Here is a 21,747-nt window from a genome sequence, read left to right as displayed (position 1 = left end):
AAAATCCATCCGCCCGGGCGCTTCGTTGCAGGCCGGGCGCGCCCTGTTTCGCCCATCGTGCCGCCACATGCAAGCAGCCCCAAGGGACTGCATGCGGGTGCATTTTGTTGAGGCAGGGCAGGAGGTTCAACGCGGGGGCCGCAACTTTACGTGAAACGGCCTCAGTTGCGACGCAATGGAACGGTCATTAAAATGTCGAATCTGCGCTTTCCTCAGGGACCAGACATGCTGCACCTTTTCCGGACTTCGCTCGGTGTGACGGTGCTTGCGGCGGCCGCTCTCGGCCCCGGAGGCGGGGCGCTGGCCGCGAACGGTCCGTTCCTCGCACATCAGGCGCTCTATGATTTGAGCCTGGTGAAATCGCGCTCCAATTCGATCAACAGCGCGCGCGGCCGCATCCTCTACAATTTCACCGGAAGTTCGTGCGAGGGCTACACCTCCGAATTCCGCCAGGTCTCCGAGCTCGACAGTGGCGAGGGCAAGGTCACGCTCAGCGACCTCCGCTCCAATTCCTGGGAGGACGCCGGCGGTAAAAGCTACCGCTTCAAGATCGAGACGCGGATGAACGAGGCGGATGCCGGCCGGGTCGACGGCTCGGCGGAGCGCGACGGCGACCACATCAACGTCAAGCTGAAGCTGCCGGCGCCGAAGAGTTTCACGCTCGATGGCAAGATCGTGTTTCCGACCGAACAGATCCAGCGCATCATTGCCGCCGCAAAGGACGGCAAGTCGCTGCTCGAGCTCTCCGTCTATGATGGCTCCGACGATGGCCAGAAGGTCTACAACACGCTGACCGTGATCGGCCAGCCGATCCCCGCCGAGCGCGAAGGCTCGCCCGATCCGTCGACGTCCGACGAGCACATGAAGTCGCTCAAGCGCTGGCCCGTCACCGTCAGCTATTTCGATCGCGAGGCGCAGCAGAAGGAAGGCGAGCAGACGCCGGTCTATGCGATGGCGTTCGAGCTCTACGAGAACGGTGTCTCGCGCCAGCTCGTGCTCGATTACAACGACTTTGTGATTTCCGGCGCGATGGGCAAGTTCGACGTAAAGGACAGCAAGCCCTGCAATTGAGGGGGTTCTTTCCTTCGTCATTGCGAGCGAAGCGAAGCAATCCAGAACTTCTCCGTGGAAAAATTCTGGATTGCTTCGTCGCACCAGTGCAAAATTGCTTCGCAATTTTGTCACGGCTCCTCGCAATGACGGGGCTAGCTCTCCGCTGCCTCTCCAGCTACGCTCCCTCCCAACCACAAACATCCGGGAGGCTCATCATGCCCAAGCTCGATCATCTGCGGCCCAGCGGCCTGCATCACAATCCCGCCTATTCGCATGTCGTCACCGCCACCGGGGCGCGGACGATCTACATCTCCGGCCAGGTGTCGGTGGACGAGGAGGGGCGGATCGTCGGCGAGGGCGATCTCGCCGCGCAGACCACGCAGGTGATGCAGAATCTCGGGCACGCGCTGAAAGCAGCCGGCGCGAGCTACGCCAACATCGTGAAGATCACGACCTTCGTCGTGAACTACAAGCCGGAGCTGCGCCCGATCATCGGCAAGGCCCGCTCGGCCTTCTTCGAAGGCATAGAGCCGCCGGCCTCTACGCTCGTCGGCGTCTCTGCGCTCGCCGCGCCGGAATGGATGATCGAGATCGAGGCGGTGGCGGTCGCGGATTGAGATCTTTCCCGTAGCCCGGATGGAGCGCAGCGCAATCCGGGAAGCTGTGTCCGAAGATGCACTGTCCCGGATTGCGCTGCGCTCCATCCGGGCTACTGGTGCTTCGCTCCAGACATCTCTTGCAAAATCGCCATCGCCTCATCGGCCCGATCGACTGGCACAAACAGATGATCGTGGTGGAACGCCGAAACGGCGTTCACGCTGATGCCGGCCGCGGCGAGACGTGCCGTGATCGCTGCCAAAAAGCCCACCGCATCGAGTGCGGAATGAACCGTCAGGGTGATCAGGCACGATGCGAATGCGTAGCGTAGTCCCGCCGCTTCGGCCTCTTCGCGAGGGATCACCAGCGTCGTTCCTTCCTGCTCGCGGAACGTCAGCAAAAGGCTGAGCGCTGCGGGAATCGGCTGCTCTGTCGGGATCGTGCAGAACACGAAAATGCCCGGCCGCATCTCCGGCTTCATGTTTCTCAGCAGCGCGTCGAGATCGCGTCCACCTGTCATCACTCCTGCGCCTTTTCCGGCCCCTCATACGCGATGCCGCGGATCACCGCGGCGCTGCCGAACTTCTTGCGCAAGCTGTCCACCGCGCGCTCGGCGTAGGCGGCACGGCGGTCGAGCATGTCGGTGTCGTCGGCGACTGAACCCTCGCGCAGCGCGCTGACGCCGGCGCCCATCAGGCGGAAGGCGGTGCCGTCGATCTCTTTCGCCAGCATTTCGCGGCAGATCGAGAAGATCTTCGCGGCAAGCTGCGTCGGGGCCGCGATCGACTGCGAGCGCGTGCGTTGGCGGAAATCGGCGGTCTTCAGCTTCAGCGTGACGGTTGAGCCGGCGAGCTCGCTGCTCTTGAGGCGAGACGAGGTCTTCTCGCACAACCGCCACAGGATCTTCTCCAGCGTCGCGAAGTCGCGGATGTCGCTCTCGAACGTCGTCTCGCTCGAAATCGTCTTGGCGCCCCGATCAGGCTCGACGCGGCGGTCGTCGATACCGCGCGCGAGCCGCCACAGCCTGCGGCCGTCGCTCGGAAACTGCCGCATCATCTCGATCTCGTCGGCCTTCTGCAGGTCGGCGATGATGCGGAAGCCGCGTTGCGTCAGACGCTCCTGGGTCGCGGGTCCGACGCCGAAGATGAAGCCGACCGGCTTGTCCGCCAGCATCGAACGCGCTTCCTCCTGGTCGAGCGCGGCAAACCCGCGCGGCTTGTCGAGGTCGGAGGCGATCTTGGCCAGGAACTTGTTGCAGGAGAGGCCGACGGAGACGCTGATGCCGATGTCGCGCTCGACGTTACGTGCGAACCGCGCCAGCACCTTGGCCGGGATCATGCCGTGCACCCGCTCGGTGCCGGAGAGATCGAGGAAGGCCTCGTCGATCGAGAGCGGCTCGACCAGAGGCGACAGCGCCTGCATGGCCTGGCGCACCTCGCGCCCCACGCGGACATATTTCGCCATGTCCGGCGGGATCACGGCGGCATGCGGGCAGGCTTCCAGCGCCTTGTACATCGGCATGGCCGAGCGCACGCCGTAGGTGCGCGCGATGTAGCAGGCGGCCGACACCACGCCGCGCTTGCCCCCGCCGATGATGACGGGCTTGTCGGCGATGTCAGGATTGTCGCGCTTCTCGACGGTCGCGTAGAAGGCGTCGCAGTCGATATGGGCGATGGTCAGGCTTGCGAGCGCGCGGTGGCGGGCGAGGCGGGGGGAACCGCAGGCGGAACAGCGCCGCACGCCCATGTCCAGATCGGCCGAACAATCCCGGCAGAAGCAGCGGGGCCCGGCCGTCTCCAGGGAGGTCACGGCACGTCGCGCTCCCAATGGGGGTCGCCGAGCGCGTCGCCCAGAACCTGCCGCGCTGCGGCAACATTGGTCGGATGCAGTTCCGCGGACGAGGCAAAGGCCTTCACGGTGGCGTCATCGCGCATCACGAAATCGAGCACGCTGAGCAGGAAATTGGGGTCCGAGGCCGCATTGCGCAGCATCTCCGGGCCGACCCCTGTCTCGGCCAGGAACAGGCCCAGCCGCTCCGGCTCGCCCGCGACGAAAGACAGCGCCTGAAGCGCAACGATTTCAGCGACTTCGCGGGGGTTGTGAACAGGCTTTTTCACGTGGCCGGTTTGCCTTTCCGTTAACTTTCGGTGTCTACTTTGAGCGCACCATGCCCGAGTCTCGTTCCCAAGTCTCTTGCCCAAGTCTTGCGACCCCCGACAAGCAACTGGAAACCACATCGCAGAAAGTCGGCCCTCGGGTTTAACGAAACTCAAGCGAATTCGAGGCTAGTTTGAATCCAGTTTTCGAAGCGCCGGCGACCGGCGCCTGAGGCGTCACATGCATCGGTCTGCGGACCAATCAGGAGGGCGGGATGGCTAAGACCGTCCTGATCGTGGAAGACAACGAGCTCAACATGAAGCTCTTCCGCGACCTGTTGGAGGCGCACGGCTACCAGACCACCGGCACCAGCAACGGCTACGAGGCGCTCGACCTCGTTCGCAAGATGCGGCCCGACCTCGTGCTGATGGATATCCAATTGCCGCAGGTCTCGGGCCTGGAGGTGACGCGCTGGATCAAGGACGATCCGGAGCTGCGCAATATTCCCGTCGTCGCCGTCACGGCGTTCGCGATGAAGGGCGACGAAGAGCGCATCCGCGAGGGCGGCTGCGAAGCCTATTTGTCCAAGCCGATCTCGGTCGGCAAATTCATTGAGACGGTCCGACGTTTCATCGGATAGGAAGTGAGTTCACAGTGTCCGCGCGTATTCTCGTCGTCGATGACGTCCCTGCCAACGTCAAGCTGCTCGAAGCCCGCCTGTCCGCCGAATATTTCGACGTGATGACCGCCGCGAACGGCACCGAGGCGCTGGCGATCTGCGCCCGCGCCGAATGCGACATCATCCTGCTCGACGTCATGATGCCTGACATCGACGGTTTCGAGGTCTGCCGCCGCCTCAAGACCGATCCGGCCACGCATCACATTCCCGTCGTGATGGTCACCGCGCTCGACAGCCCGGCCGACCGCAACCGCGGGCTGGAAGCCGGCGCCGACGATTTCCTGACAAAACCCGTCTCCGATGTCGTGCTGATCGCGCGCGTGCGCTCGCTGACCCGGCTGAAGATGATGACGGACGAACTGCGCATGCGCGCCATCACCTCGCTCGAGATCGGCATGCAGGCGCCCGAGCGCAGTGCAATCTCCGACACCGGCAAGGGCGGCCGCATCCTGCTGGTCGACGACCGCGAGTCTTCCTATGAGCGGCTGGCGACGATCCTCGCCGCCGAGCACACCATCGACGTCGAGCCGAACCCGACGGAAGCGCTGTTCCACGCCGCCGAGGGCAACTACGATCTGCTGATCGTCTCGCTCGACCTCAACAATTTCGACGGCCTTCGGCTGTGCAGTCAGGCGCGCTCCCTGGAGCGCACGCGGCATGTGCCGATCCTGGCGATCGCCGACCCCGAGAACTCGACGCGGCTGCTGCGTGGGCTCGAGATCGGCGTCAACGACTACCTGCTGCGTCCCATCGACAAGATCGAGTTGCTGGCGCGGGCCCGCACCCAGATCCGCCGCCGCCGCTACACCGACCATTTGCGCGACAACGTGCAGAATTCGATCGAGATGGCGATCACGGATGCGCTCACCGGGCTGCACAATCGCCGCTACATGGAGAGCCATCTCGCGACGCTCGCCGAGCAGGCCGCGACCCGCGGCAAGCCGCTGGCGCTGATGATCCTGGACATCGACTACTTCAAATCGATCAACGACAATTACGGCCACGACGCCGGCGACGACGTGCTGCGCGAATTCGCGGTGCGGGTGCGCAAGTCGATCCGCGGCATTGACCTTGCCTGTCGCTACGGTGGCGAGGAATTCGTCATCGTGATGCCGGAGACCGATCTCCACGTCGCCGGCATGGTCGCCGAGCGGCTGCGCCGCTCGATCGCCGGCGAGCCCTTTGCGATCCACAAGGGCACCAAGCGCATCGAGGTCACGATCTCGATCGGCCTGACCACGCTGGAGCAGAAGGGCGAGGCGGTTGGCGACGTGCTCAAGCGCGCCGACACTGCGCTGTATCGCGCCAAGCACGACGGCCGCAATCGCGTGGTGTCGCACGCGGCGTGAGGCCGCTCGCACCGGCCGGCGCAAAAAAAAACGCGAAAACAACCCCATGCACAGTAGCCGACGCTAGTCGGATCAATGGCTTACGCGGGTGGCAAAACGGCTGATGCAGACAGCAACGCCCGTTTGACTCGTCGGGCAAAACAGGAGCATGTTGCTAGCATCCCGAACGCTCCACGAACTCTGTTGTCATCGCGCAGGCGGTGAATTCGGCACGCCACGACGGACAAGCGGGCGTCCACCTTCAAGTCAGGGAGGATAGGGCTCCGACCATTCTGCCTTGGCCAGGGCCGCACCCGTGCTGGACTTTGCGATGATCTCGTAAGTGTACAGGCCGGAATTGCAGGGGCCCCAGGTTCGCAAGCTCTCCGGCTTCACGATGTTATCTGAGGGAAATGGGATCTCCTGGCCGCCCATCTCGTAGTTCTTCTCTCTGCGAAACCTGACGACGATCGTGCGCGTGCCGGGCGGAACACTTTTCATCTTGATTTCGGGATTTGGAAAGACGGTGGTGCAGGGCCGGGGAGGTGCAAACGCGAATTGGATCTTCATGTCGTCAGCCGCGGCCGAACTACAGATGATCAGAAGTGAAAATGGCAGCAACGACGAAAATCTAATCATGGGCGCGCCCCAAAGAAACCAGTGTATCGGCAGGGCCGCCTGATGCCAAGTTTACCCCATGTCTCGCCCTCGCAGCCCTCGGCCTTCCACTCCCTTCAGGACGTCACAGAAAAGGCCCGCCGTAGCGGGCCCTGTGGAGATGGAGAAAGTCCGGGTTACTTCTGATCGACGTTGCTGGTCCCCGACCCCGGCGTGCCGATCGGCAAGCCGTTCGCCGCATGACCGACGCCAACGCCCGGCGCACTGACGGCTCCTGGAGTTTGATCCTGTGGAAGCGTCTTGATCCCCGTTCTTGCTTGCTCCGCGGGGCTGATCTGAGCCTTGTTGTCGCTGTTGGCACCGTTGGTTGCCGTGATGCCGGACCTGTCGGTCTCGTTTGGCGTGCCCGCCTGTGTCGACCCTGACGCGGTGTTGCCCGCGCCCGAGCTGCTTGGTGCGGCCGGTGTGCTCGCGGTGTTGCCGTTCGGCGTCGGGGCCTGAACGTTCGGGTTGGTTGGAGAGTTGTTGGTGTGAGCGCCGGTGGAAGTTCCGTTTGTGCCCATGCCGGATGGCGCCGAGGGGCCTCCGTTGGCGGCGCCAGACGTGCCAGTGCCTGCGCCCGAGCTCGCGGATGATCCGGACGCGCCGCCGCTCGCGGCCGCGCCACCTGCGCCTCCGCCGGCACCACCACCACCACCTCCACCGCCGCCTTGTGCGAAGACGGGAGCGGCAACAGCGAAGGACAGCGCGGCTGTAAGAAGAAGCGATTTTCGGTTCATGACCATCTCCGGTGTAAAGAAGGTCAACGACGCCGAAATGACGATGGTTCCTTTCAGTTCGGTCATGCAGGTGACCGCTCCCGGAGTTCCGAGAGCGGCTGTTTCGTGTGGCTTGTCAGGCAGCCTTTTCCTTGAGTTCGAAGTCCATGGTCCAGGTCGATTTTCCCGGCTGCGTGCGGAATATCCATATCGTCACGCTCGAGCCGGGCGGGATGACGATGCTGTCCCCTTCGTGCATCGTGAACTGCCGGATGTTGCTTTCGGTCGCCCAAATCGAATGAGAATAAACGTCCTTGTCGCTGGTCTTTGTACAGGCCAGAACTCCTCCGTTCATAACGGCGCGGGTGGCGGTCTGGCTGACGGACGAGTCCATGTGGATGGTAGGCATCGTGGCAATCTCCAAGGGAATGAAAAAAACGCCAGATGCTCCCTTAGGTTGTGGCTGGATGTCAAGCTTCACGTGACGCCCTGTCCGCTCCCTTCAAGCGATCGAAGGTGAAGCACGGCAAACGGACGTTGGAATGCGTGCTCGCCGATCCGGACTTCTTGCAGCGAGTGGTCTGATCTTTCAGTTGCTTCAGGGATTCCGGGCCGCCCGCTTGCCTGACTTCACCGCAGCCTCATCTCCCACCTCCACCCCGGCATTCCGCAACAACACCTTCGCCGCTTCCTTCGCGGCACGCGCCATTGCGGGGTCGTCGCGGACGAGGTCCTGGGCGATCGAGCCGTCGACCAGCAGCACGAGCTGCGTCGCGAGCGCCTCTGCGTTCGCAACGCCGAGTTCGTTGAGGCGGTCGCGAAACCAGACGCGGCGGCTTTCCTTGAAGGCGATTGCGATCTTCTTCACGGCGCGGTCCGCCGGGCCAAGCTCGGCGACCGCATTCACGAACGGGCAGCCGCGAAAGTCTTTTGCGGCGAAGCGGCGCTCCAGCGAATCGAATGTTGCGAGGATCTGCTCGGCCGGCGGCTTGTCCGAGGGGCGGGGCTGGACGAAGCGGCGCTCCAGATAGGCCGCGATCAGCGCGTCCTTGGAAGGGAAGTGATTGTAGAGCGTGCGCTTGGAGATGCCGATCTGGGCCGCGATGGTGTCGACGCCGATGGCGCGAATGCCCTGCAGATAAAACAGCTTGTCGGCGGTCTCGAGGATCCGCTCTTTCATCGTCTGTGAGGCGGGCGGGGGAGCCATGCGGCGGTGGATGTCCTGTTGGCTTGACAGTGCACGCTATCCATAGCCTAAGTACACAGGTCTGTGTAACCAAAATCAACCGATATTGCAGACGACGGCGCTCGCGCCGCGCCGATGAGGGAGAAGAAAATGCCCCTGTTGCAGGTCCTGCGCCCGACATTGCCCATCCTGATCGGCGCCTCGATCATGCTGACGCTGAGCATGGGGCTGCGGCAGAGTCTCGGCATCTTCATGCAGCCGCTGACCCACGACATCCATCTGTCGATCTCCGACTTCACGCTGGCGCTGGCCGTGCAAAACCTCGCCTGGGGCTTTCTTCAGCCGCTCGCAGGCGCGATGACCACGCGCTACGGCTTCCGTCCGATCATGATCGCAGGCTCGTTCATGTACATCGCGGGCCTGGTGCTGATGGCAACCGCGAACGGTCTCCTCGCCATCATGATCGGCGCCGGCGTGCTGATCGGCACCTCGCTCGCCTGCACCGCGGCGGCGATCGCGATGTCGGTGGCAGCGCGCGCAGTACCCGCGACGGTGCGTTCCACCGTGCTTGGCATCGTCTCCGGCGCGGGCTCGCTCGGCGCGTTGTTATCGGCGCCGCTCGGGCAGATGCTCAACGAGGGCTTTGGCTGGCGCGTCGGGCTCGCCGGCTTCGTGGTGATGTCGGTGCTGATGATCCCGGCGGCCTGGTATGCCGGGCGCGTTGACGCGGTCCCGCTGCCGAAGCCCGCGGCTGACGAGATCGTCGATGCCACGGCGATGATTGCGGCGAAGACCGCCTTCGGCAATGCGTCCTTCGTGGTGATGACCTGCGCCTATCTCGTCTGCGGCATGCAGCTCGTGTTCCTCACCACACACCTGCCGTCCTATCTCGCGATCTGCGGCCTCGATCCGATGCTGAGCGCGCAGACGCTCGGCATGATCGGCGGCTTCAACGTGCTCGGCTCGCTGTTCTTCGGCTGGGCCGGCCAGCGCTGGAACAAGCTTGCGCTTCTGGGCGGCATCTACGTTCTCCGCTCGCTGGCGCTGGCCTGGTACTTCATGCTGCCGGCGACGCCTGCCTCGACCTTGCTGTTCGGCGCGATCATGGGCTTCCTGTGGATGGGTGTGGGACCGCTGGTCGCGGGCGCGGTCGCCGAGATGTTCGGTCTGCGCTGGCAGGCGATGATCCAGGGCCTCGCCTTCATGAGCCACCAGATCGGCAGCTTCCTCGGTGCGTACGGAGGAGGGCTGCTCTATGACGCGCTCGGCTCCTACACCATGGCCTGGCGCATCGGTGTCGCGCTGGGATTGGCCGGGGGCATCATCCAGGTCGCATTCGCGCTGATCCGGCCGTCGCAGCCGCCGGCGCCGGTGTTGCGGACGGCGTAGCGGGGTACCGACCTCATAAGCGCTGGCTTTTTTCGGAGCCTATCGTCGCGGGCATCACGACGAACTCGTCGGCCTTGTTGTTCGAACGCGGAGTGACCAAAGTCACAGAGCGGTATTGCGTTCGGGAATGTTCCGGATACTACTTTATCCCGGTGCTTTCGCGGGGCTACGATGGGCGCATTCAGACTTGTCACATGTCTGATCCTTTTGCTGGGATTGGGCGGAGTTGCGCATGCCGAACGTCGCGTCGCGCTGGTCATTGGCAATTCCGCCTATAAGAGCGCGCCGCTTCTCTCCAATCCCGTGAACGATGCGACGCTGGTCGGCGGCATGTTCAAGAAGGCGGGTTTCGACAGCGTCGACGTCAAGCTTGATGTGAGTGCTGCCGACATGCGCAGGTCTTTGCGCGAGTTCGCCAACCGAACGCGCGATGCCGATGTCGCCGTCATCTACTATGCCGGGCACGGTATCGAGCTGGACGGAAACAACTATCTGATCCCGACCGATGCGACGCTCGAAACGGACGGCGATGTGCTCGACGAGACGGTAGCGCTTGATCGTGCGCTGTTTGCCGTCGAGTCTGCGAAGCAGCTTCGGCTTGTCATACTGGACGCCTGCCGCGACAATCCGTTTGCCAGGACGATGAAGCGCACCGTGGCATCGCGCGCCGTCGGTCGTGGTTTGGCCAAGATCGAGCCGACGAGCCCCAACACCATGATCGCGTTTGCCGCAAAGGCAGGCTCGACGGCCTCGGATGGTGACGCCAAAAACAGTCCGTTTGCCGCCGCGCTGGTCGAACGGCTGCCGACGCCGGGGCTCGATCTGCGCAAGGCCTTCGGATTCGTCCGCGACGACGTTCTCAAGAGCACCGGCTACAAGCAGGAGCCTTACGTCTACGGCTCGCTGGGTGGCAACGATGTCCCATTGGTCCCCGCCAAGCCGGTCACGGTTGGACCGCAGCCGAACCCGCAGGACGCGATCCGCCGGGACTACGAGCTGGCGATGCAGATCGGCACGCGAGAGGTCTGGACGGCTTTCCTGGCTCAATATCCCGATGGGTTTTATGCCAGCCTTGCCAACGGACAATTGAGCAGGGTTGCGGCCGAGGAAGCGCGCGCCGCCGCGGCCGACAAGGCACGCCAGGCCGAGGACGAGAAGGCCCGGCTTGCCACGGAGCGCGCCAAAAAGGCCGAGCAGGACAAGGCGGCGGCTGCAGCCAGGGCGGCCGAGGATGCCAAACTGGCGGCAGAGAAGGCCAAACAGGCCGAGGAGGCGAAGGCGACCGCTGCGGAGCAGCGGCGCAAGGAAGCCGAGGCTGCTGTTGCCAAGGCGCTGGCCGACAAGCTCGCCGCCGAAAAGGCGCTCGCCGACAAGATTGCATCCGACAAGGCGGCGGCCGAGCTCGCCGCCAAGCAGGCGGCGGAAAGGAAAACGCAGGCAGACGGCGAACAGAAGATCGCCGCTGTTGCCCCGACCGTATCGCAGCCCGGCATGTCTGCGCAGGAGACGGCGAAGTTGCTGCAATCTGAATTGCGCCGGGTGGGATGCTTCGCAGCGACAGCCGATGGGGACTGGAGCGCGTCGTCGCAGCGCTCGCTGACATTGTTCAACAAGTACGCGGGCACCAAGTTCGACGCCAGGCTGGCAAGCTTCGACGCGCTGGACGCGATCAAGGCGAAGCCGGGTCGGGTCTGTCCTCTGGTGTGTGATCGCGGCTTCAAGGCCGACGGCGACGCCTGCCTGAAAATCGCGTGTCGCTCCGGCTATCGGGTCAACGACGACAACGAATGCGAGAAGGTTCAGGAGAAGAAGCCGGTTGCTACAAGGGATGAATCGAAGGCACGGGACGAGCAGCGCAAGCAGGTCGAGTCCGCGCCGGCAAAGCCGCAGGCGACCGGCCAGATGTTTTGCAATGGAGCAGGGTGCAGGCCCGTGCGGTCCGGCTGCAAGCTAGTCCCCGGCGGCTCTGGTGCGGCTTCTGGCGATGGCAAGCCTAGAGCGATGATGGAGATCTGTGGTTAAGGTCGGCAGTCGCTTCGGATATTCAGTCGCGAAAGTCGAGCGTCTCGGTCGCGGCCGATCGTGAGAGCCCTTTCGCCGAGATGGTCGGCGCGCTTGACGTACGCTCATGAGCGTCCGCTTTGGAGTTTGCAGCGGACGCTGCGCTTGCTTGGTCGTGACCGCCCGCCGGCTGCGTGCATCAATGGGCGTGCGTCTCTCAGGGACGAATGCGGATAATCGTATTCCCCTTGCGTCGCTTGGTCGGATTTAACGCGGCGACGGCATCGTCGAGGGTCGAGACGTTGCCGATGTTCGTCCGCAGTCGTCCGTCCCGCACCCGCCGCACGATCTCACTCAGTTGGGCACGATCGGACTCGACGACGAAGTCGACCGCCAGGCCCTCGGAGGGCCGCGTCTCGGCCGGCCCCACGATCGTCACCAATGTTCCTCCGGCTCGGATCAGTGCTGCGGATCGCTTCTGGATGTCACCGCCGATGACATCGAACACCAGATCGACTTTGCCCACGTCCTTCAGGGTGTCGTTGTCGAGGTCGACGAACTCCTTCGCGCCGAAGTCGAGCACTGTCTGACGGTCGGCGGCGCGTCCAGAGCCGATGACGTAGGCGCCAGCCTCTCGTGCGAGTTGCGTCACCATTGACCCGACTGCGCCGGCCGCGCCGTGTGCGAGGACGCTTTGCCCCGCCTGAAGGCGGCCGTGTTGGAACAGCCCTTGCCACGCCGTCAGGCCCGAGATCGGCAGACTCGCACCCACCGTAAAGTCGACGTCGCCCGGCAGCGGTGCAAGGTTGCGTGCCTCGATCGCCACATACTCGGCCAGCGTGCCGTCGCGATACCAGTCCGCGAGGCCGAACACCCGCTGTCCCACTGATAGCCCCGTCGTGCCATATCCGAGGGCGGAGACCACTCCGGCCAGCTCGTGCCCAGGGATCGACGGTGTTCGGTCACGTTCGCGGCGATCGGTCCAGGTCGAGGGCCACGAAAGCTCAGTCGGTACAAACCCCGACGCATGAACCTGAACGACGACGTCGTTTATCGCTGCCTGCGGCTCGGGCCGGTCCATCAGCTTCATCCCGGCCGTTCCTGCGGCCTGGTCCGTTACAACGATCGCCTTCATGGGAATTATCTCCTCTGTCATTTGTCTCTTGGTCGAATCATGCAGAGAGCGTGGACGCACCGGCTATCTACAGAATGCCAGGCTGTGTGGAACTCCTGTCTCCGTGTCCGCATCTCCGCTGTCCGCATTGATCGGGGCTGCCACTCATCCTGGTGGATCGGGATCGCTCCGGTCGCCGGTGTCAGCGAATAGATGCGTTGCGCCCGGCTATAAAACAGTACCAAGAATGCCGATTTTGGCTGTACCAAGCGCGACGTCCGCCTCCCGATACAACTCGATTGTGCCAAACGGGCTCCATTGGCTGCCGAGACTTGCTCGGTGATCGAGAGCGCCTTTAGACGGCGAACAGGAATCTGGATTGCGGCGGGCTTCAGTCTTTCGAGCGCAGCCCCGCTTCGATGCGCTGGATCAGTAGCTCCCGCAGCGCAGGCACCAGGTTGCCGAGGACGACGAAGGTGCGGACGATAGGGTGCGCTGCAGAGCCGGGGCCCACGCCTCTGTATCGTGTTATGTTGCTTTCTGGGTCCCAGCTCTGCGCAGCAGCGTTTCACGCTGCGGCGCGTGCGGGAGACGAGAGGGAACGTGCGGGGCGTAGTCGCAGTCCGCGAGCCAACGCCGGGCGCCTCGCCGCCGGCTGCCTTTGCGGAAGCTTTCCGAAATGCGAAAGGGTTTGCGTCAGCGCGCCTCTGACGGCCGGTTCGATCTTCGCGCAAATGAACCAGCAGACCAAAACAAGCATGCCCAGCGCGATCCAGAGGGCCGAGGTGGCATCCCAGCCGGCATCGACCAGGGCACGAATGATCGCCGTGCCAATGACGTTGTGCGTGAGATAAAGCGGGTAGGTGATTAGTCCGAGCGTTCTCAAATAGGCTGGTGCTTCAGGAGAAGCTCTGCCCGCAGAGCGCCTGCTTCGCCTCGCGGCAATTGCAATGAGGAGCACCGCGGCCGCCCAGACCATGATCGGCACGAGAGCCGATTGATCCGCGATGGCGGGGATCGACGTCAAGAAGAACGAGGCGAAAAAGTAGATTTCCGCCGCGCCCGAAAGACACGTGACAGCAACCGCCACCTGTTCGAGTGCCGTCAATTGTCTGTTCGCGGAGATGAACAGCCAGATTCCCAGCGCAAAGAAGCAACCATGCGTCAGCAGGAATGCCGCGCACGGCACCCGAAACATCAGAATGACCAGATAAGGCAAGTCGGATGGCGTCGTGCATGACAGCACGAGCAGCGCGATGGCATTGAAGATTGCGCTGTAGATGGTGAGACCCCAGGCCAGGTGCCGCAGGGTGACCTTCTTGGTGAGCATCGCGCAGAACACCAGACCATAAAATGCCGTCTCGGCTGCCAGCGTCCAGTAGACTTCGTCTAGCCACTGACCCGTGACTCCCTTGGGAACCATCAGCATGGCGTGGATGTAGGGCAGAACGAATTCGGACGCCGGTCCGCTCCCGAAGAGGAGCAGGACGAGGAAGGTCGCGGTCGCGCAAACCCAGACCGCCGGATAAATCCTGAGCGCACGACCGAGAAGAAACTCGCCCGGCGAAGATGTGCTCGCGGAATTCGCGATGACGAAACCGGAAATGACAAAGAAGATTTCAACGCCGACCCAACCGAACCATGTGAAGGGCGCGGCGGACGGGTAGAGAACATCGGCGGCGACGGTGCGCTCGAAACCCGGGACGCCAATCGAAACCCAGGCCCAGGACCAGAACATCTGGTGAAACACGGCGACGCCGAGGGCGGCGGCGAAGCGCAGCGGATCCAGCAACGGCAAATGGCTCTTCACGGGAATGGACCAGGTTCATGCAACGATCCCGTTGGAGATATTGAAACTGGTCAAGGCGCTCTGCGAGGTGGGTCACACTTGCTCTGCTCCGGGCCAAATGCATCGATTCCGCTTATTGATCGAAATCGGTCAGTCTTGCTCGATCTCGCAATACGATTTGTCGTTGGGACTGCCCGATGAAGCTGAGAATGTCACGGTCCCTGAGTTGCGACAGGGCACGCGAGACCGTCTCCAGCGTCAGCCCCAGATAGTCGGCGATATCGCGACGGTTCATGGGAAGGCTCATGACTCCGGCCGCAGTCAAGCGGACGTCCATTTCGATCAAGAAAGCGGCGACTTTCTCGATTGCCGTTTTCCTCCCGAGCAACAGCATGTGAGTTTCGGCATGTTGAAGGCTGCCCGTGACGAGCCTGAGCACATTGTTCGTCGCGGTCGCGCCGCCGCATTCTTGCTCGACGACGTTCTGGCGATCGGTCAGACGGACATTCGTTTCGACAATCGCCTCGGCGGTAAATCTATGAACTACACCGTTCTCGACGCCGAAGATGTCACCGGGCAGATGAAAGGCCATGATCTGCCTGCGACCGTCAGCCAACAATTTATAGCTTCGAACCGCCCCGCTCTTGACCTGGTAAAGATATTGGATCGGCTCCGCCTCTCCGAAGATCTCGGTGCCACGCCGATATTTGAATTCACTGCAAAACACAGTGTGCCCGGCGAGCGCGTTCAATTCGCTCGAGCTTGGTCGTTGGGGCGGAATTTGTTGCTTCCTTACGAGCATTCGTTCATCCCCCCGCGTTGCGCGGAACCCAACTGAGGCTATGGGAGAATCCGGCAAGCAAGATTGAGGGAGATCAAATGCGATGTAGTGAGCGCAGCGTTGCTGGAGCAAGGCGAAGAGAAAAGCCGCCAGCTCTTGGGGCGCTGGCGGCCCATTGGGGGAAGTAGCTGTGTTCGCTACGCGGACGGTATGGACTAACGCGTGCGTCCTGACCGCTTGAGATCGGCGACCTTGAACCTGTTGCCGGCGGCCAGGCTGCTGCACAACCAGTGGGCCTTGTTTCGGTTTTCGCCCAGAAACGTCTTGGTTTCGACGCAGTCCAGGTAGGATTTGTGGGTGATGGTGTCTCGGCAGGTCGGCGAGAAAGGTCCGTACTCTATGTTGCCGCCCGACTCGCTGCATCCAACCCAGGGCTCCTTGCCCTGTGGGAAGCTTGATGCGCAGCCACCGTTGCAGCTGCTTGCAACTTTCTCCAGGCTGGCAATCCTGCCCATCACAGAACCCGGCGCATACGAAGGCGTGCGCGCGGCTGACGTTCGAGCTGTTGGCGCCGTCCGACGCAGCGCCGTCGTGTTTGCTTCCCGCTCCGACACGTGCGGCCTTGCCACCTGTTTCGGCGCGTCGACGGTGACAGGGGGAATCGTGGCGGCGGAGCCGGTTGGGATTTGCGACGCTGCCGGCGCGCACAGCAAGATTGTTGACAAGGCAGCGACGGCTGAAGGCACGACAAGGCTTGATGAGAATCTCATGACCATGTCCTTCCAGATCCGGGACGGAAATTCCGCCCGGCAAGTACACGGTAACATACATTTTGAGGTGGGCAACCGAGGGTTGATGAAACGCCTGCGGATGACTCACCGCGCAGAGCTCAGCTCTCGTGCCCCGGACGCGGCGCAGCAGTGCGTCCGGGACACGAGAGGGAGGGCAAAATAAAAACGGGGCCCGAGGGCCCCGTCAAAGTCTGTAACGTTCCGCGATCTGATTTGATCTTCTTACTTGATCTTGGCTTCGCGGAATTCGACGTGCTTGCGCGCCACGGGATCGTACTTCTTCTTGACCAGCTTGTCGGTCATGGTGCGCGAATTCTTCTTGGCGACGTAGTAGAAGCCGGTGTCGGCCGAGGACACGAGCTTGACCTTGATGGTGACCGCTTTGGCCATGTTCAGAACCTCAGGAATGAAGGGAATCTGGAGCCGGCCAAATGGCCCGCGTTGGCCGGCAACCTAGCCAGAAACCGCCTGATGTCAAGATTTTAGGGGTCGAAAACCGCGCAAATCGGCCCGATTACCCCTCGAAGAACCGGTTTTTCGGCCGCGGCAGTCCCAGATTCTCCCTCAAAGTGGGCCCTTCGTACTCTTTCCTGAAAATCCCGCGCCGCTGCAGCTCCGGGACCACCTTGTCGACGAAATCGTCGAGGCCGGCGGGCAGGAACGGGAACATGATGTTGAAGCCGTCCGAGCCGCGCCCGACCAGCCATTCCTCCATCTGGTCGGCAATGGTTTTGGCGGTGCCGACGAAGGATAGCCCGCCATAGCCGCCGACGCGTTGGGCGAGCTGGCGCACGGTGAGCTTGTCGCGCGCGGCGAGATCGACCATGCGCTGGCGGCCGCTCTTGCTGGCATTGGTCTCGGGGATTTCGGGGAGAGGGCCATCCGGATCGAAGCCGGAGGCATCCGTGCCGAGGACCACCGAGAGCGAGGCGATGGCGCTGTCGTAATGCACGCGGCTATCGAGCAGCGCGCGCTTCTCCCTGGCCTCGTCGACGCTGTCGCCGACCACGACGAAGGCGCCGGGGAGAATCTTGAGGTGTTCGGGGTCGCGGCCGATCTTCTCCATGCGGCCCTTGATGTCGGCATAAAGCTTTTGGCTGTCGGCGAGGCTGCCGCCGCCGGTGAAGACGGCTTCGGCGGTCTCTGCCGCAAGCTGCCTGCCGTCCTCGGAGGCGCCGGCCTGCACGATCAGCGGCCAGCCCTGCACCGGGCGAGCGATGTTGAGGGGACCGCGCACTTTCAGATATTTGCCCTGATGGTCGAGCACATGGATCTTCGCGGGATCGACGAACACGCCGTTTTCGACGTCGCGCACGAAGGCGTCGTCGGCGAAGGAATCCCACAGGCCGGTGACGACGTCGTAGAACTCGCGGGCGCGCTTGTAGCGCTCGGCGTGCTCCATGTGATCGTCGAGGCCGAAATTCAGCGCTGCATCCGGGTTCGAGGTGGTGACGATGTTCCAGCCCGCACGGCCGCCGCTGAGATGGTCGAGCGAGGCGAAGCGCCGCGCGACGTGATAGGGCTCGTCGAACGTGGTCGAGCCCGTTGCGATCAGGCCGATCCGCTCGGTGACGGCCGAGAGCGCCGACAACAGCGTGAAAGGTTCGAACGACGTGACCGTGTGGCTGCGCTTGAGCGCGTTGACCGGCATGTTCAGCACGGCGAGGTGATCGGCCATGAAGAAGGCGTCGAACTTGCCGGCCTCGAGCTTCTGGATCAGCGTCTTGATGCGGCCGAAGTTGAAATTGGCGTCCGGCCATGCCCCGGGATAGCGCCAGGCGCCGGTGTGGATGCTGATCGGGCGCATGAACGCGCCAAGCTTGAGTTGCCGTTGTGCCATCGCCCGGTGTCCGTTCTTGGTGTCGTTCCGGAAGACATAGGCATGCCGCGGAACTCCGCCATCGGGGGAGGCGGGAAGATTATTTTGTTTTTCGATGCGCTCTCAGCACATTCGCGTCATTCGCGGGGCGCGCACCAAGGCGCGAGCCGGACGGACAGATCAGCCCAAAATATCCTTCTGCATCTTGCCGCCGTAGAAATGGAAGAACGGCACCGGCGCATCGTGGCGCAAGGGGCCGGTGGCGAGGCGCGCGTCGAGCTCGTTGAGCACGTTGCGCGTCATCGGATGCAGATCGGCGAGCGGCTTCGAGCCGAGCTCGACCCAGACCAGTTCGACAAGCTCGGCATCGGCATGGATCACGCCGTCGACGCGATGGGTGATCGCGGAGGCGTCAGCCGTGAAGAAGCGCGTGTCGAACCGCTTGACGCGGCCGGGCGGGGTGATCGCGCGCGCGATCAGGAACAGGCTGGAAGGATCTGGCAAAAGGCCGGCATCCGCGAACGGCTTCCAGTTGCCGTCGAGCTTGGGTACCTTGCCCTCGACCTTGCGCCCGAGGCAGAGGCCGGTCTCCTCGCAGGCCTCGCGGATCGCGGCGATCGCCAGCGACTTCGCGCGGGAGGCCGGCGTCTTCGGACTGCCCCTGGCGAGATTGGCTTCCAGCTCGGCGGTGACGGGCGCCGCGCACGGCACGCGATAATCGTCCTTGTCGACACGGCCGCCGGGGAAGACGAACTTTCCGGGCATGAACACCACGTTGTCGTGGCGCTTGCCGACCAGGACTTTTGGAGTTGTGCTGCTGCGGTCGACCAGGATCAGTGTCGCCGCATCCCGCGGGCGGAAATAGGGATGGTGGTCCGCTTCCTTGCCCTCGTGGATTTTGGCCTTGTCGGCTGCCTGCGCCGTATCCGTCATGTCCTCACCCAAACTACTTTTGCTTTTTTGGCTTACACCGGTGGAATACCATCCGTCGGGTTCTCGTCAAACCCGTGCATGCGCAGAGCCCATTGCAATCCGACCACGGCTCCCTTCACCGGCTGCAGGAGTGCGAGCGAAGCGACGAAGGTGAAGGGCAGATAGGCCGCGAAGCTGATCCAGACCGGCGTGGTGTAGTTGGTCTCGATCCACAAAATACTCGGCACCACGATGTGACCGACGATGACGATGACGAGATAGGCGGGCAAATCGTCGGCGCGATGCGGCGTGAAGTCGAGGCCGCATTTTGAGCAATTGTCCGCTGTCTTCAGGAAGGCGCGGAACAGTTTTCCCTCGCCGCAGCGGGGGCAGCGGCCGCGAAAGCCGCGCCTCATCGCAGCAAAGACGTCGCGCTTCTCGACGAGGCCGGTCTCGCGGGTCCAGATCTTCGGGGCCGTGCTCACCATGCCTTGCCCTTCTGGCCCTTGCCCTTGCTTTTTCCTTTGGCCTTTTTCGCCCTGCCGGGCTTCGGCTTGTCCGGCTTGCGCTTCTTGTCGGGACTGCGCCCGGGATGGGCCTTGAACGAGGGGCGGCGTTGCGGACCGGATCCCCTGCGGCCCCGCGGCGCGGTCTCGCCGGACGATGACAGCAGCTCGAAGCGCAGCGCGCCTGCGATGGGAGCCGCTTCGATCAGGCGGACGTCGACGACATCGCCGAGCTGATGCATGGTGCCGCTGCGCGTGCCGACCAAGGCGTGGCGGCCCTCGTCATAGTTGAAATATTCCGTGCCGAGAGATCGGATCGGGATCAGGCCGTCGGCGCCAGTCTCGGCGAGCTTGACGAACAGGCCAGCGCGCGTAACGCCGGAGACGCGGCCCTGGAAGCTCGAACCGATGCGGTCGGCGAGGTGATGGGCGATCAGGCGGTCGACCGTCTCGCGCTCCGCCTTCATCGCGCGGCGCTCGGTCACCGAGATATGGGCTGCGACCTCGCCGAGAGTTTCCGGCGTCTCGGTGTCGGGCAGCGCGCCTTCGCCGAGGCCGAGCGCACGAACCAGTGCGCGGTGCACGACGAGGTCGGCATAGCGGCGGATCGGCGAGGTGAAATGCGCATAGCGGCGCAGGTTCAGGCCGAAATGACCGTAATTCTCCGAGGAATATTCGGCCTGCGCCTGGGCGCGCAGCACGACCTCGCTCACCAGCGGAAAGTGGTCGTGGCCTTCGAGCTGGGCCAGCACGCGGTTGAACAGAGCGGGGCGCAACGCGCCGCCCTTTGCGAACGGAACGTCCAGCGTGGCCAGGAATTCCGCTAGCGCGTGGACCTTTTCCAGTGTCGGCTCGTCATGCACGCGATAGATCAGCGGCAGCGATTTCTTCTCGAGCATCTCGGCCGCCGCGACATTGGCGAGGATCATGAACTCCTCGATCAGCTTGTGCGCGTCGAGCCTATCGGGCACGACGACGCGGTCGACCGTGCCATCGCTTTTCAACAGGATCTTGCGCTCGGGCAGATCGAGATTGAGCGGATCGCGCTCGTCTCGCGCGCGCTTGACGCAGGCATAGGCGGCATAGAGCGGCCTCAGGATCGGATCGAGCAGGGGGCCGGTGGTGTCGTCCGGCCTCCCGTCGATCGCGGCCTGCGCCTGCGCGTAACTCAGCTTGGCCGCGGAGCGCATCAGGATACGATGGAAGCTGTGCGAGCGTTTGCGCCCGTCCGGAGCGATGATCATCCGCACCGCGAGCGCGCCCCGCGGCTCGCCCGGCACCAGCGAGCACAGATTGTTGGAGATGCGCTCGGGCAGCATCGGCACGACGCGGTCGGGGAAATAGACCGAGTTGCCGCGATCGAGCGCGTCGCGGTCGAGCGCGGTGCCCGGCCGCACATAGAAGCTCACGTCGGCGATGGCGACATCGACGATGAAGCCGCCCTTGTTGTTGGGATCGGGATCCGGCTGGGCGTGCACCGCGTCGTCGTGATCCTTGGCATCTGGGGGATCGATGGTGACGAGCGGCACGTCGCGCCAGTCCTCGCGCCCCTTCAAATTGGCCGGCTCCGCCGCTTCGGCCTCGCGCTCTGCCGCGGGGCGGAATTGCAAGGGGATGTCGTGCGCGTAGATCGCGATCAGGCTGATCGCCTTCTCCGACTTGACCGAGCCGAGCTTCTCCTTGACGCGGCCTGACGCCAGCCCAAAGCCGCGCGAGCGGATGATGTCGACGCTGACGAGATCGCCGTCCTGCGCGCCGTGGGTCTCGGTCGAGGCGATGTTCAGCTCGCGGTCGGCGGACTTCTTGTCGACGGGAATGATCCGTCCGCCGCCTTCGGGCAGGCTGCGGAAGACGCCGAGGATGCGGCTCTTGGTCTTGTCGAAGACCTTGATGATGTGGCCGCGATAGGCCGGGCCTTCTGTCTCATCCGAGCGCTCGATGCGCAGCAGCGCGCGATCGCCGACGCCGGCCGCGGTGCCGGGCTTGGGCCGGCGCGGCATCGTGATGAGGATCTTTGGCGGTTCGCCGCTTTCGACCTCGTCCCATTCGGTCGGGGAGGCGACGAGCTCGCCGTCGGCGTCGCGGCCGGTGATGTCGGCGACCAGCGTCGGCGGCAGGCTGTCCGGTTCGGAAATCGTGTGGCGCTTTTTCTTGACGAGGCCGTCGTCGGCGAGCTCGCGCAGCATGCGCTTGAGCTCGACGCGATCGGCGTTCTTCAGGCCGAACTCGCGCGCAATTTCGCGGGTTCCGACCTTTCCGGGATTTGCCTTGATGAAGGCGACGATGGCTGCCCGGTCGGGAAAGCCACGGTCATTCTTGCGTTTCACTT

General features: G+C 63.5%; 22 protein-coding genes. 6 read left to right on the top strand and 16 right to left on the bottom strand.

The genetic code is table 11. The features are described 5' to 3' along the window. The first annotated feature begins 225 nt into the window (after positions 1-225). Complete coding sequence (locus tag C7G41_RS20085) at positions 226-1,071, top strand: cell envelope integrity EipB family protein (RefSeq protein WP_158268021.1); 846 nt, start codon at positions 226-228, stop codon at positions 1,069-1,071. A gap of 197 nt (positions 1,072-1,268) precedes the next feature. Continuing rightward, positions 1,269-1,670, top strand: a complete 402-nt coding sequence (locus C7G41_RS20080; RefSeq protein WP_106944180.1) for a RidA family protein — start codon at positions 1,269-1,271, stop codon at positions 1,668-1,670. 92 nt (positions 1,671-1,762) lie between these two features. Here C7G41_RS20080 and C7G41_RS20075 read toward each other — a convergent pair whose 3' ends face one another. Genes C7G41_RS20075 through C7G41_RS20065 form a run of 3 tightly spaced genes read right to left on the bottom strand, consistent with a single transcriptional unit; the run spans position 1,763 to position 3,767 of the window. Continuing rightward, positions 1,763-2,170: an ACT domain-containing protein gene (locus tag C7G41_RS20075; protein WP_106944179.1), complete on the bottom strand. Its 408-nt coding sequence runs from the start codon at positions 2,168-2,170 to the stop codon at positions 1,763-1,765. Further along, positions 2,170-3,459: a DNA polymerase IV gene (locus C7G41_RS20070; protein WP_106944178.1), complete on the bottom strand. Its 1,290-nt coding sequence runs from the start codon at positions 3,457-3,459 to the stop codon at positions 2,170-2,172. Before C7G41_RS20070 ends, C7G41_RS20075 begins: the two co-directional genes overlap by 1 nt. Further along, positions 3,456-3,767, bottom strand: coding sequence for a DUF3572 domain-containing protein (locus tag C7G41_RS20065; protein ID WP_106944177.1), 312 nt, complete (start codon positions 3,765-3,767; stop codon positions 3,456-3,458). The genes C7G41_RS20070 and C7G41_RS20065 overlap by 4 nt, the downstream gene beginning before the upstream one ends. A 254-nt stretch (positions 3,768-4,021) precedes the next feature. Between C7G41_RS20065 and C7G41_RS20060 the strand changes: the two genes are divergently transcribed. Together C7G41_RS20060 and C7G41_RS20055 are read left to right on the top strand one after the other, a co-directional pair. Continuing rightward, positions 4,022-4,387, top strand: a complete 366-nt coding sequence (locus C7G41_RS20060; protein ID WP_007611272.1) for a response regulator — start codon at positions 4,022-4,024, stop codon at positions 4,385-4,387. Positions 4,388-4,401: 14 nt separating this feature from the next. After that, entirely contained in the window at positions 4,402-5,775 is a 1,374-nt protein-coding gene (locus tag C7G41_RS20055) for a PleD family two-component system response regulator (protein ID WP_106944176.1), read from the top strand. 246 nt (positions 5,776-6,021) lie between these two features. Here the strand turns inward: C7G41_RS20055 and C7G41_RS38315 are convergent, their stop codons facing one another. From C7G41_RS38315 to C7G41_RS20035, 4 genes are all read right to left on the bottom strand, one after another. Beyond that, positions 6,022-6,255, bottom strand: a complete 234-nt coding sequence (locus C7G41_RS38315) for a hypothetical protein (RefSeq protein ID WP_245287767.1) — start codon at positions 6,253-6,255, stop codon at positions 6,022-6,024. 293 nt (positions 6,256-6,548) lie between these two features. After that, positions 6,549-7,217 carry a hypothetical protein gene (locus C7G41_RS20045; RefSeq protein WP_245446588.1) on the bottom strand — a complete coding sequence of 223 codons (669 nt, stop codon included), beginning with the start codon at positions 7,215-7,217 and terminating at the stop codon, positions 6,549-6,551. A gap of 49 nt (positions 7,218-7,266) precedes the next feature. Further along, positions 7,267-7,611 (bottom strand): hypothetical protein, encoded by a 345-nt coding sequence (locus C7G41_RS20040; protein ID WP_146159781.1) that lies wholly within the window; start codon positions 7,609-7,611, stop codon positions 7,267-7,269. A 117-nt stretch (positions 7,612-7,728) separates the two neighbouring features. Continuing rightward, on the bottom strand, positions 7,729-8,337 hold the full coding sequence (locus tag C7G41_RS20035; RefSeq protein WP_106944174.1) for a TetR/AcrR family transcriptional regulator: 609 nt from the start codon (positions 8,335-8,337) through the stop codon (positions 7,729-7,731). 129 nt (positions 8,338-8,466) lie between these two features. On the opposite strand from C7G41_RS20035, the gene C7G41_RS20030 reads away from it, so the two are divergent. Together C7G41_RS20030 and C7G41_RS20025 are read left to right on the top strand one after the other, a co-directional pair. After that, positions 8,467-9,705 carry an MFS transporter gene (locus C7G41_RS20030; protein ID WP_106944173.1) on the top strand — a complete coding sequence of 413 codons (1,239 nt, stop codon included), beginning with the start codon at positions 8,467-8,469 and terminating at the stop codon, positions 9,703-9,705. Positions 9,706-9,876: 171 nt separating this feature from the next. Beyond that, entirely contained in the window at positions 9,877-11,727 is a 1,851-nt protein-coding gene (locus C7G41_RS20025) for a caspase family protein (protein WP_106944172.1), read from the top strand. 196 nt (positions 11,728-11,923) lie between these two features. Here the strand turns inward: C7G41_RS20025 and C7G41_RS20020 are convergent, their stop codons facing one another. From C7G41_RS20020 to rnr, 9 genes are all read right to left on the bottom strand, one after another. Then, positions 11,924-12,841, bottom strand: a complete 918-nt coding sequence (locus tag C7G41_RS20020) for an NADP-dependent oxidoreductase (RefSeq protein WP_106944361.1) — start codon at positions 12,839-12,841, stop codon at positions 11,924-11,926. Positions 12,842-13,388: 547 nt separating this feature from the next. Then, positions 13,389-14,630: an acyltransferase gene (locus tag C7G41_RS20010; RefSeq protein ID WP_106944171.1), complete on the bottom strand. Its 1,242-nt coding sequence runs from the start codon at positions 14,628-14,630 to the stop codon at positions 13,389-13,391. Positions 14,631-14,742: 112 nt separating this feature from the next. Next, on the bottom strand, positions 14,743-15,411 hold the full coding sequence (locus C7G41_RS20005; RefSeq protein WP_106944170.1) for a helix-turn-helix domain-containing protein: 669 nt from the start codon (positions 15,409-15,411) through the stop codon (positions 14,743-14,745). 194 nt (positions 15,412-15,605) lie between these two features. After that, the gene (locus tag C7G41_RS20000) at positions 15,606-16,160 is read right to left on the bottom strand and encodes a hypothetical protein (RefSeq protein ID WP_199198489.1); all 555 of its coding nucleotides are present in this window, start codon (positions 16,158-16,160) and stop codon (positions 15,606-15,608) included. A 243-nt stretch (positions 16,161-16,403) separates the two neighbouring features. Beyond that, entirely contained in the window at positions 16,404-16,571 is a 168-nt protein-coding gene (gene rpmG / locus C7G41_RS19995; RefSeq protein WP_007603295.1) for a 50S ribosomal protein L33, read from the bottom strand. 124 nt (positions 16,572-16,695) lie between these two features. Further along, positions 16,696-18,021 carry an LLM class flavin-dependent oxidoreductase gene (locus C7G41_RS19990; protein ID WP_106944169.1) on the bottom strand — a complete coding sequence of 442 codons (1,326 nt, stop codon included), beginning with the start codon at positions 18,019-18,021 and terminating at the stop codon, positions 16,696-16,698. Between the two features lie 159 nt (positions 18,022-18,180). Beyond that, positions 18,181-18,933, bottom strand: a complete 753-nt coding sequence (locus tag C7G41_RS19985) for an NUDIX hydrolase (RefSeq protein WP_106944168.1) — start codon at positions 18,931-18,933, stop codon at positions 18,181-18,183. Positions 18,934-18,965: 32 nt separating this feature from the next. Beyond that, on the bottom strand, positions 18,966-19,400 hold the full coding sequence (locus tag C7G41_RS19980; RefSeq protein WP_106944167.1) for a DUF983 domain-containing protein: 435 nt from the start codon (positions 19,398-19,400) through the stop codon (positions 18,966-18,968). Next, complete coding sequence (rnr, locus tag C7G41_RS19975; protein WP_106944166.1) at positions 19,394-21,745, bottom strand: ribonuclease R; 2,352 nt, start codon at positions 21,743-21,745, stop codon at positions 19,394-19,396. The genes C7G41_RS19980 and rnr overlap by 7 nt, the downstream gene beginning before the upstream one ends. Between the last annotated feature and the right edge of the window lie 2 nt (positions 21,746-21,747).

It is taken from the genome of Bradyrhizobium sp. MOS002 (genome assembly GCF_003020115.1).
GTDB lineage: Bacteria > Pseudomonadota > Alphaproteobacteria > Rhizobiales > Xanthobacteraceae > Bradyrhizobium.
This window is presented reverse-complemented; position numbering and strand designations above follow the sequence as displayed.

Bases quoted from the DNA above. Each gene is read 5' to 3' on its own strand.
- C7G41_RS20085 (WP_158268021.1), top strand. From the start codon at position 226: ATGCTGCACCTTTTCCGGACTTCGCTCGGTGTGACGGTGCTTGCGGCG.
- C7G41_RS20080 (WP_106944180.1), top strand. From the start codon at position 1,269: ATGCCCAAGCTCGATCATCTGCGGCCCAGCGGCCTGCATCACAATCCC.
- C7G41_RS20075 (WP_106944179.1), bottom strand. From the start codon at position 2,170: ATGACAGGTGGACGCGATCTCGACGCGCTGCTGAGAAACATGAAGCCG.
- C7G41_RS20060 (WP_007611272.1), top strand. From the start codon at position 4,022: ATGGCTAAGACCGTCCTGATCGTGGAAGACAACGAGCTCAACATGAAG.
- C7G41_RS38315 (WP_245287767.1), bottom strand. From the start codon at position 6,255: ATGAAAAGTGTTCCGCCCGGCACGCGCACGATCGTCGTCAGGTTTCGC.
- C7G41_RS20045 (WP_245446588.1), bottom strand. From the start codon at position 7,217: ATGACCGAACTGAAAGGAACCATCGTCATTTCGGCGTCGTTGACCTTC.
- C7G41_RS20035 (WP_106944174.1), bottom strand. From the start codon at position 8,337: ATGGCTCCCCCGCCCGCCTCACAGACGATGAAAGAGCGGATCCTCGAG.
- C7G41_RS20030 (WP_106944173.1), top strand. From the start codon at position 8,467: ATGCCCCTGTTGCAGGTCCTGCGCCCGACATTGCCCATCCTGATCGGC.
- C7G41_RS20025 (WP_106944172.1), top strand. From the start codon at position 9,877: ATGGGCGCATTCAGACTTGTCACATGTCTGATCCTTTTGCTGGGATTG.
- C7G41_RS20020 (WP_106944361.1), bottom strand. From the start codon at position 12,841: ATGAAGGCGATCGTTGTAACGGACCAGGCCGCAGGAACGGCCGGGATG.
- C7G41_RS20005 (WP_106944170.1), bottom strand. From the start codon at position 15,411: ATGCTCGTAAGGAAGCAACAAATTCCGCCCCAACGACCAAGCTCGAGC.
- C7G41_RS20000 (WP_199198489.1), bottom strand. From the start codon at position 16,160: ATGAGATTCTCATCAAGCCTTGTCGTGCCTTCAGCCGTCGCTGCCTTG.
- rpmG (WP_007603295.1), bottom strand. From the start codon at position 16,571: ATGGCCAAAGCGGTCACCATCAAGGTCAAGCTCGTGTCCTCGGCCGAC.
- C7G41_RS19990 (WP_106944169.1), bottom strand. From the start codon at position 18,021: ATGGCACAACGGCAACTCAAGCTTGGCGCGTTCATGCGCCCGATCAGC.
- C7G41_RS19985 (WP_106944168.1), bottom strand. From the start codon at position 18,933: ATGACGGATACGGCGCAGGCAGCCGACAAGGCCAAAATCCACGAGGGC.
- C7G41_RS19980 (WP_106944167.1), bottom strand. From the start codon at position 19,400: ATGGTGAGCACGGCCCCGAAGATCTGGACCCGCGAGACCGGCCTCGTC.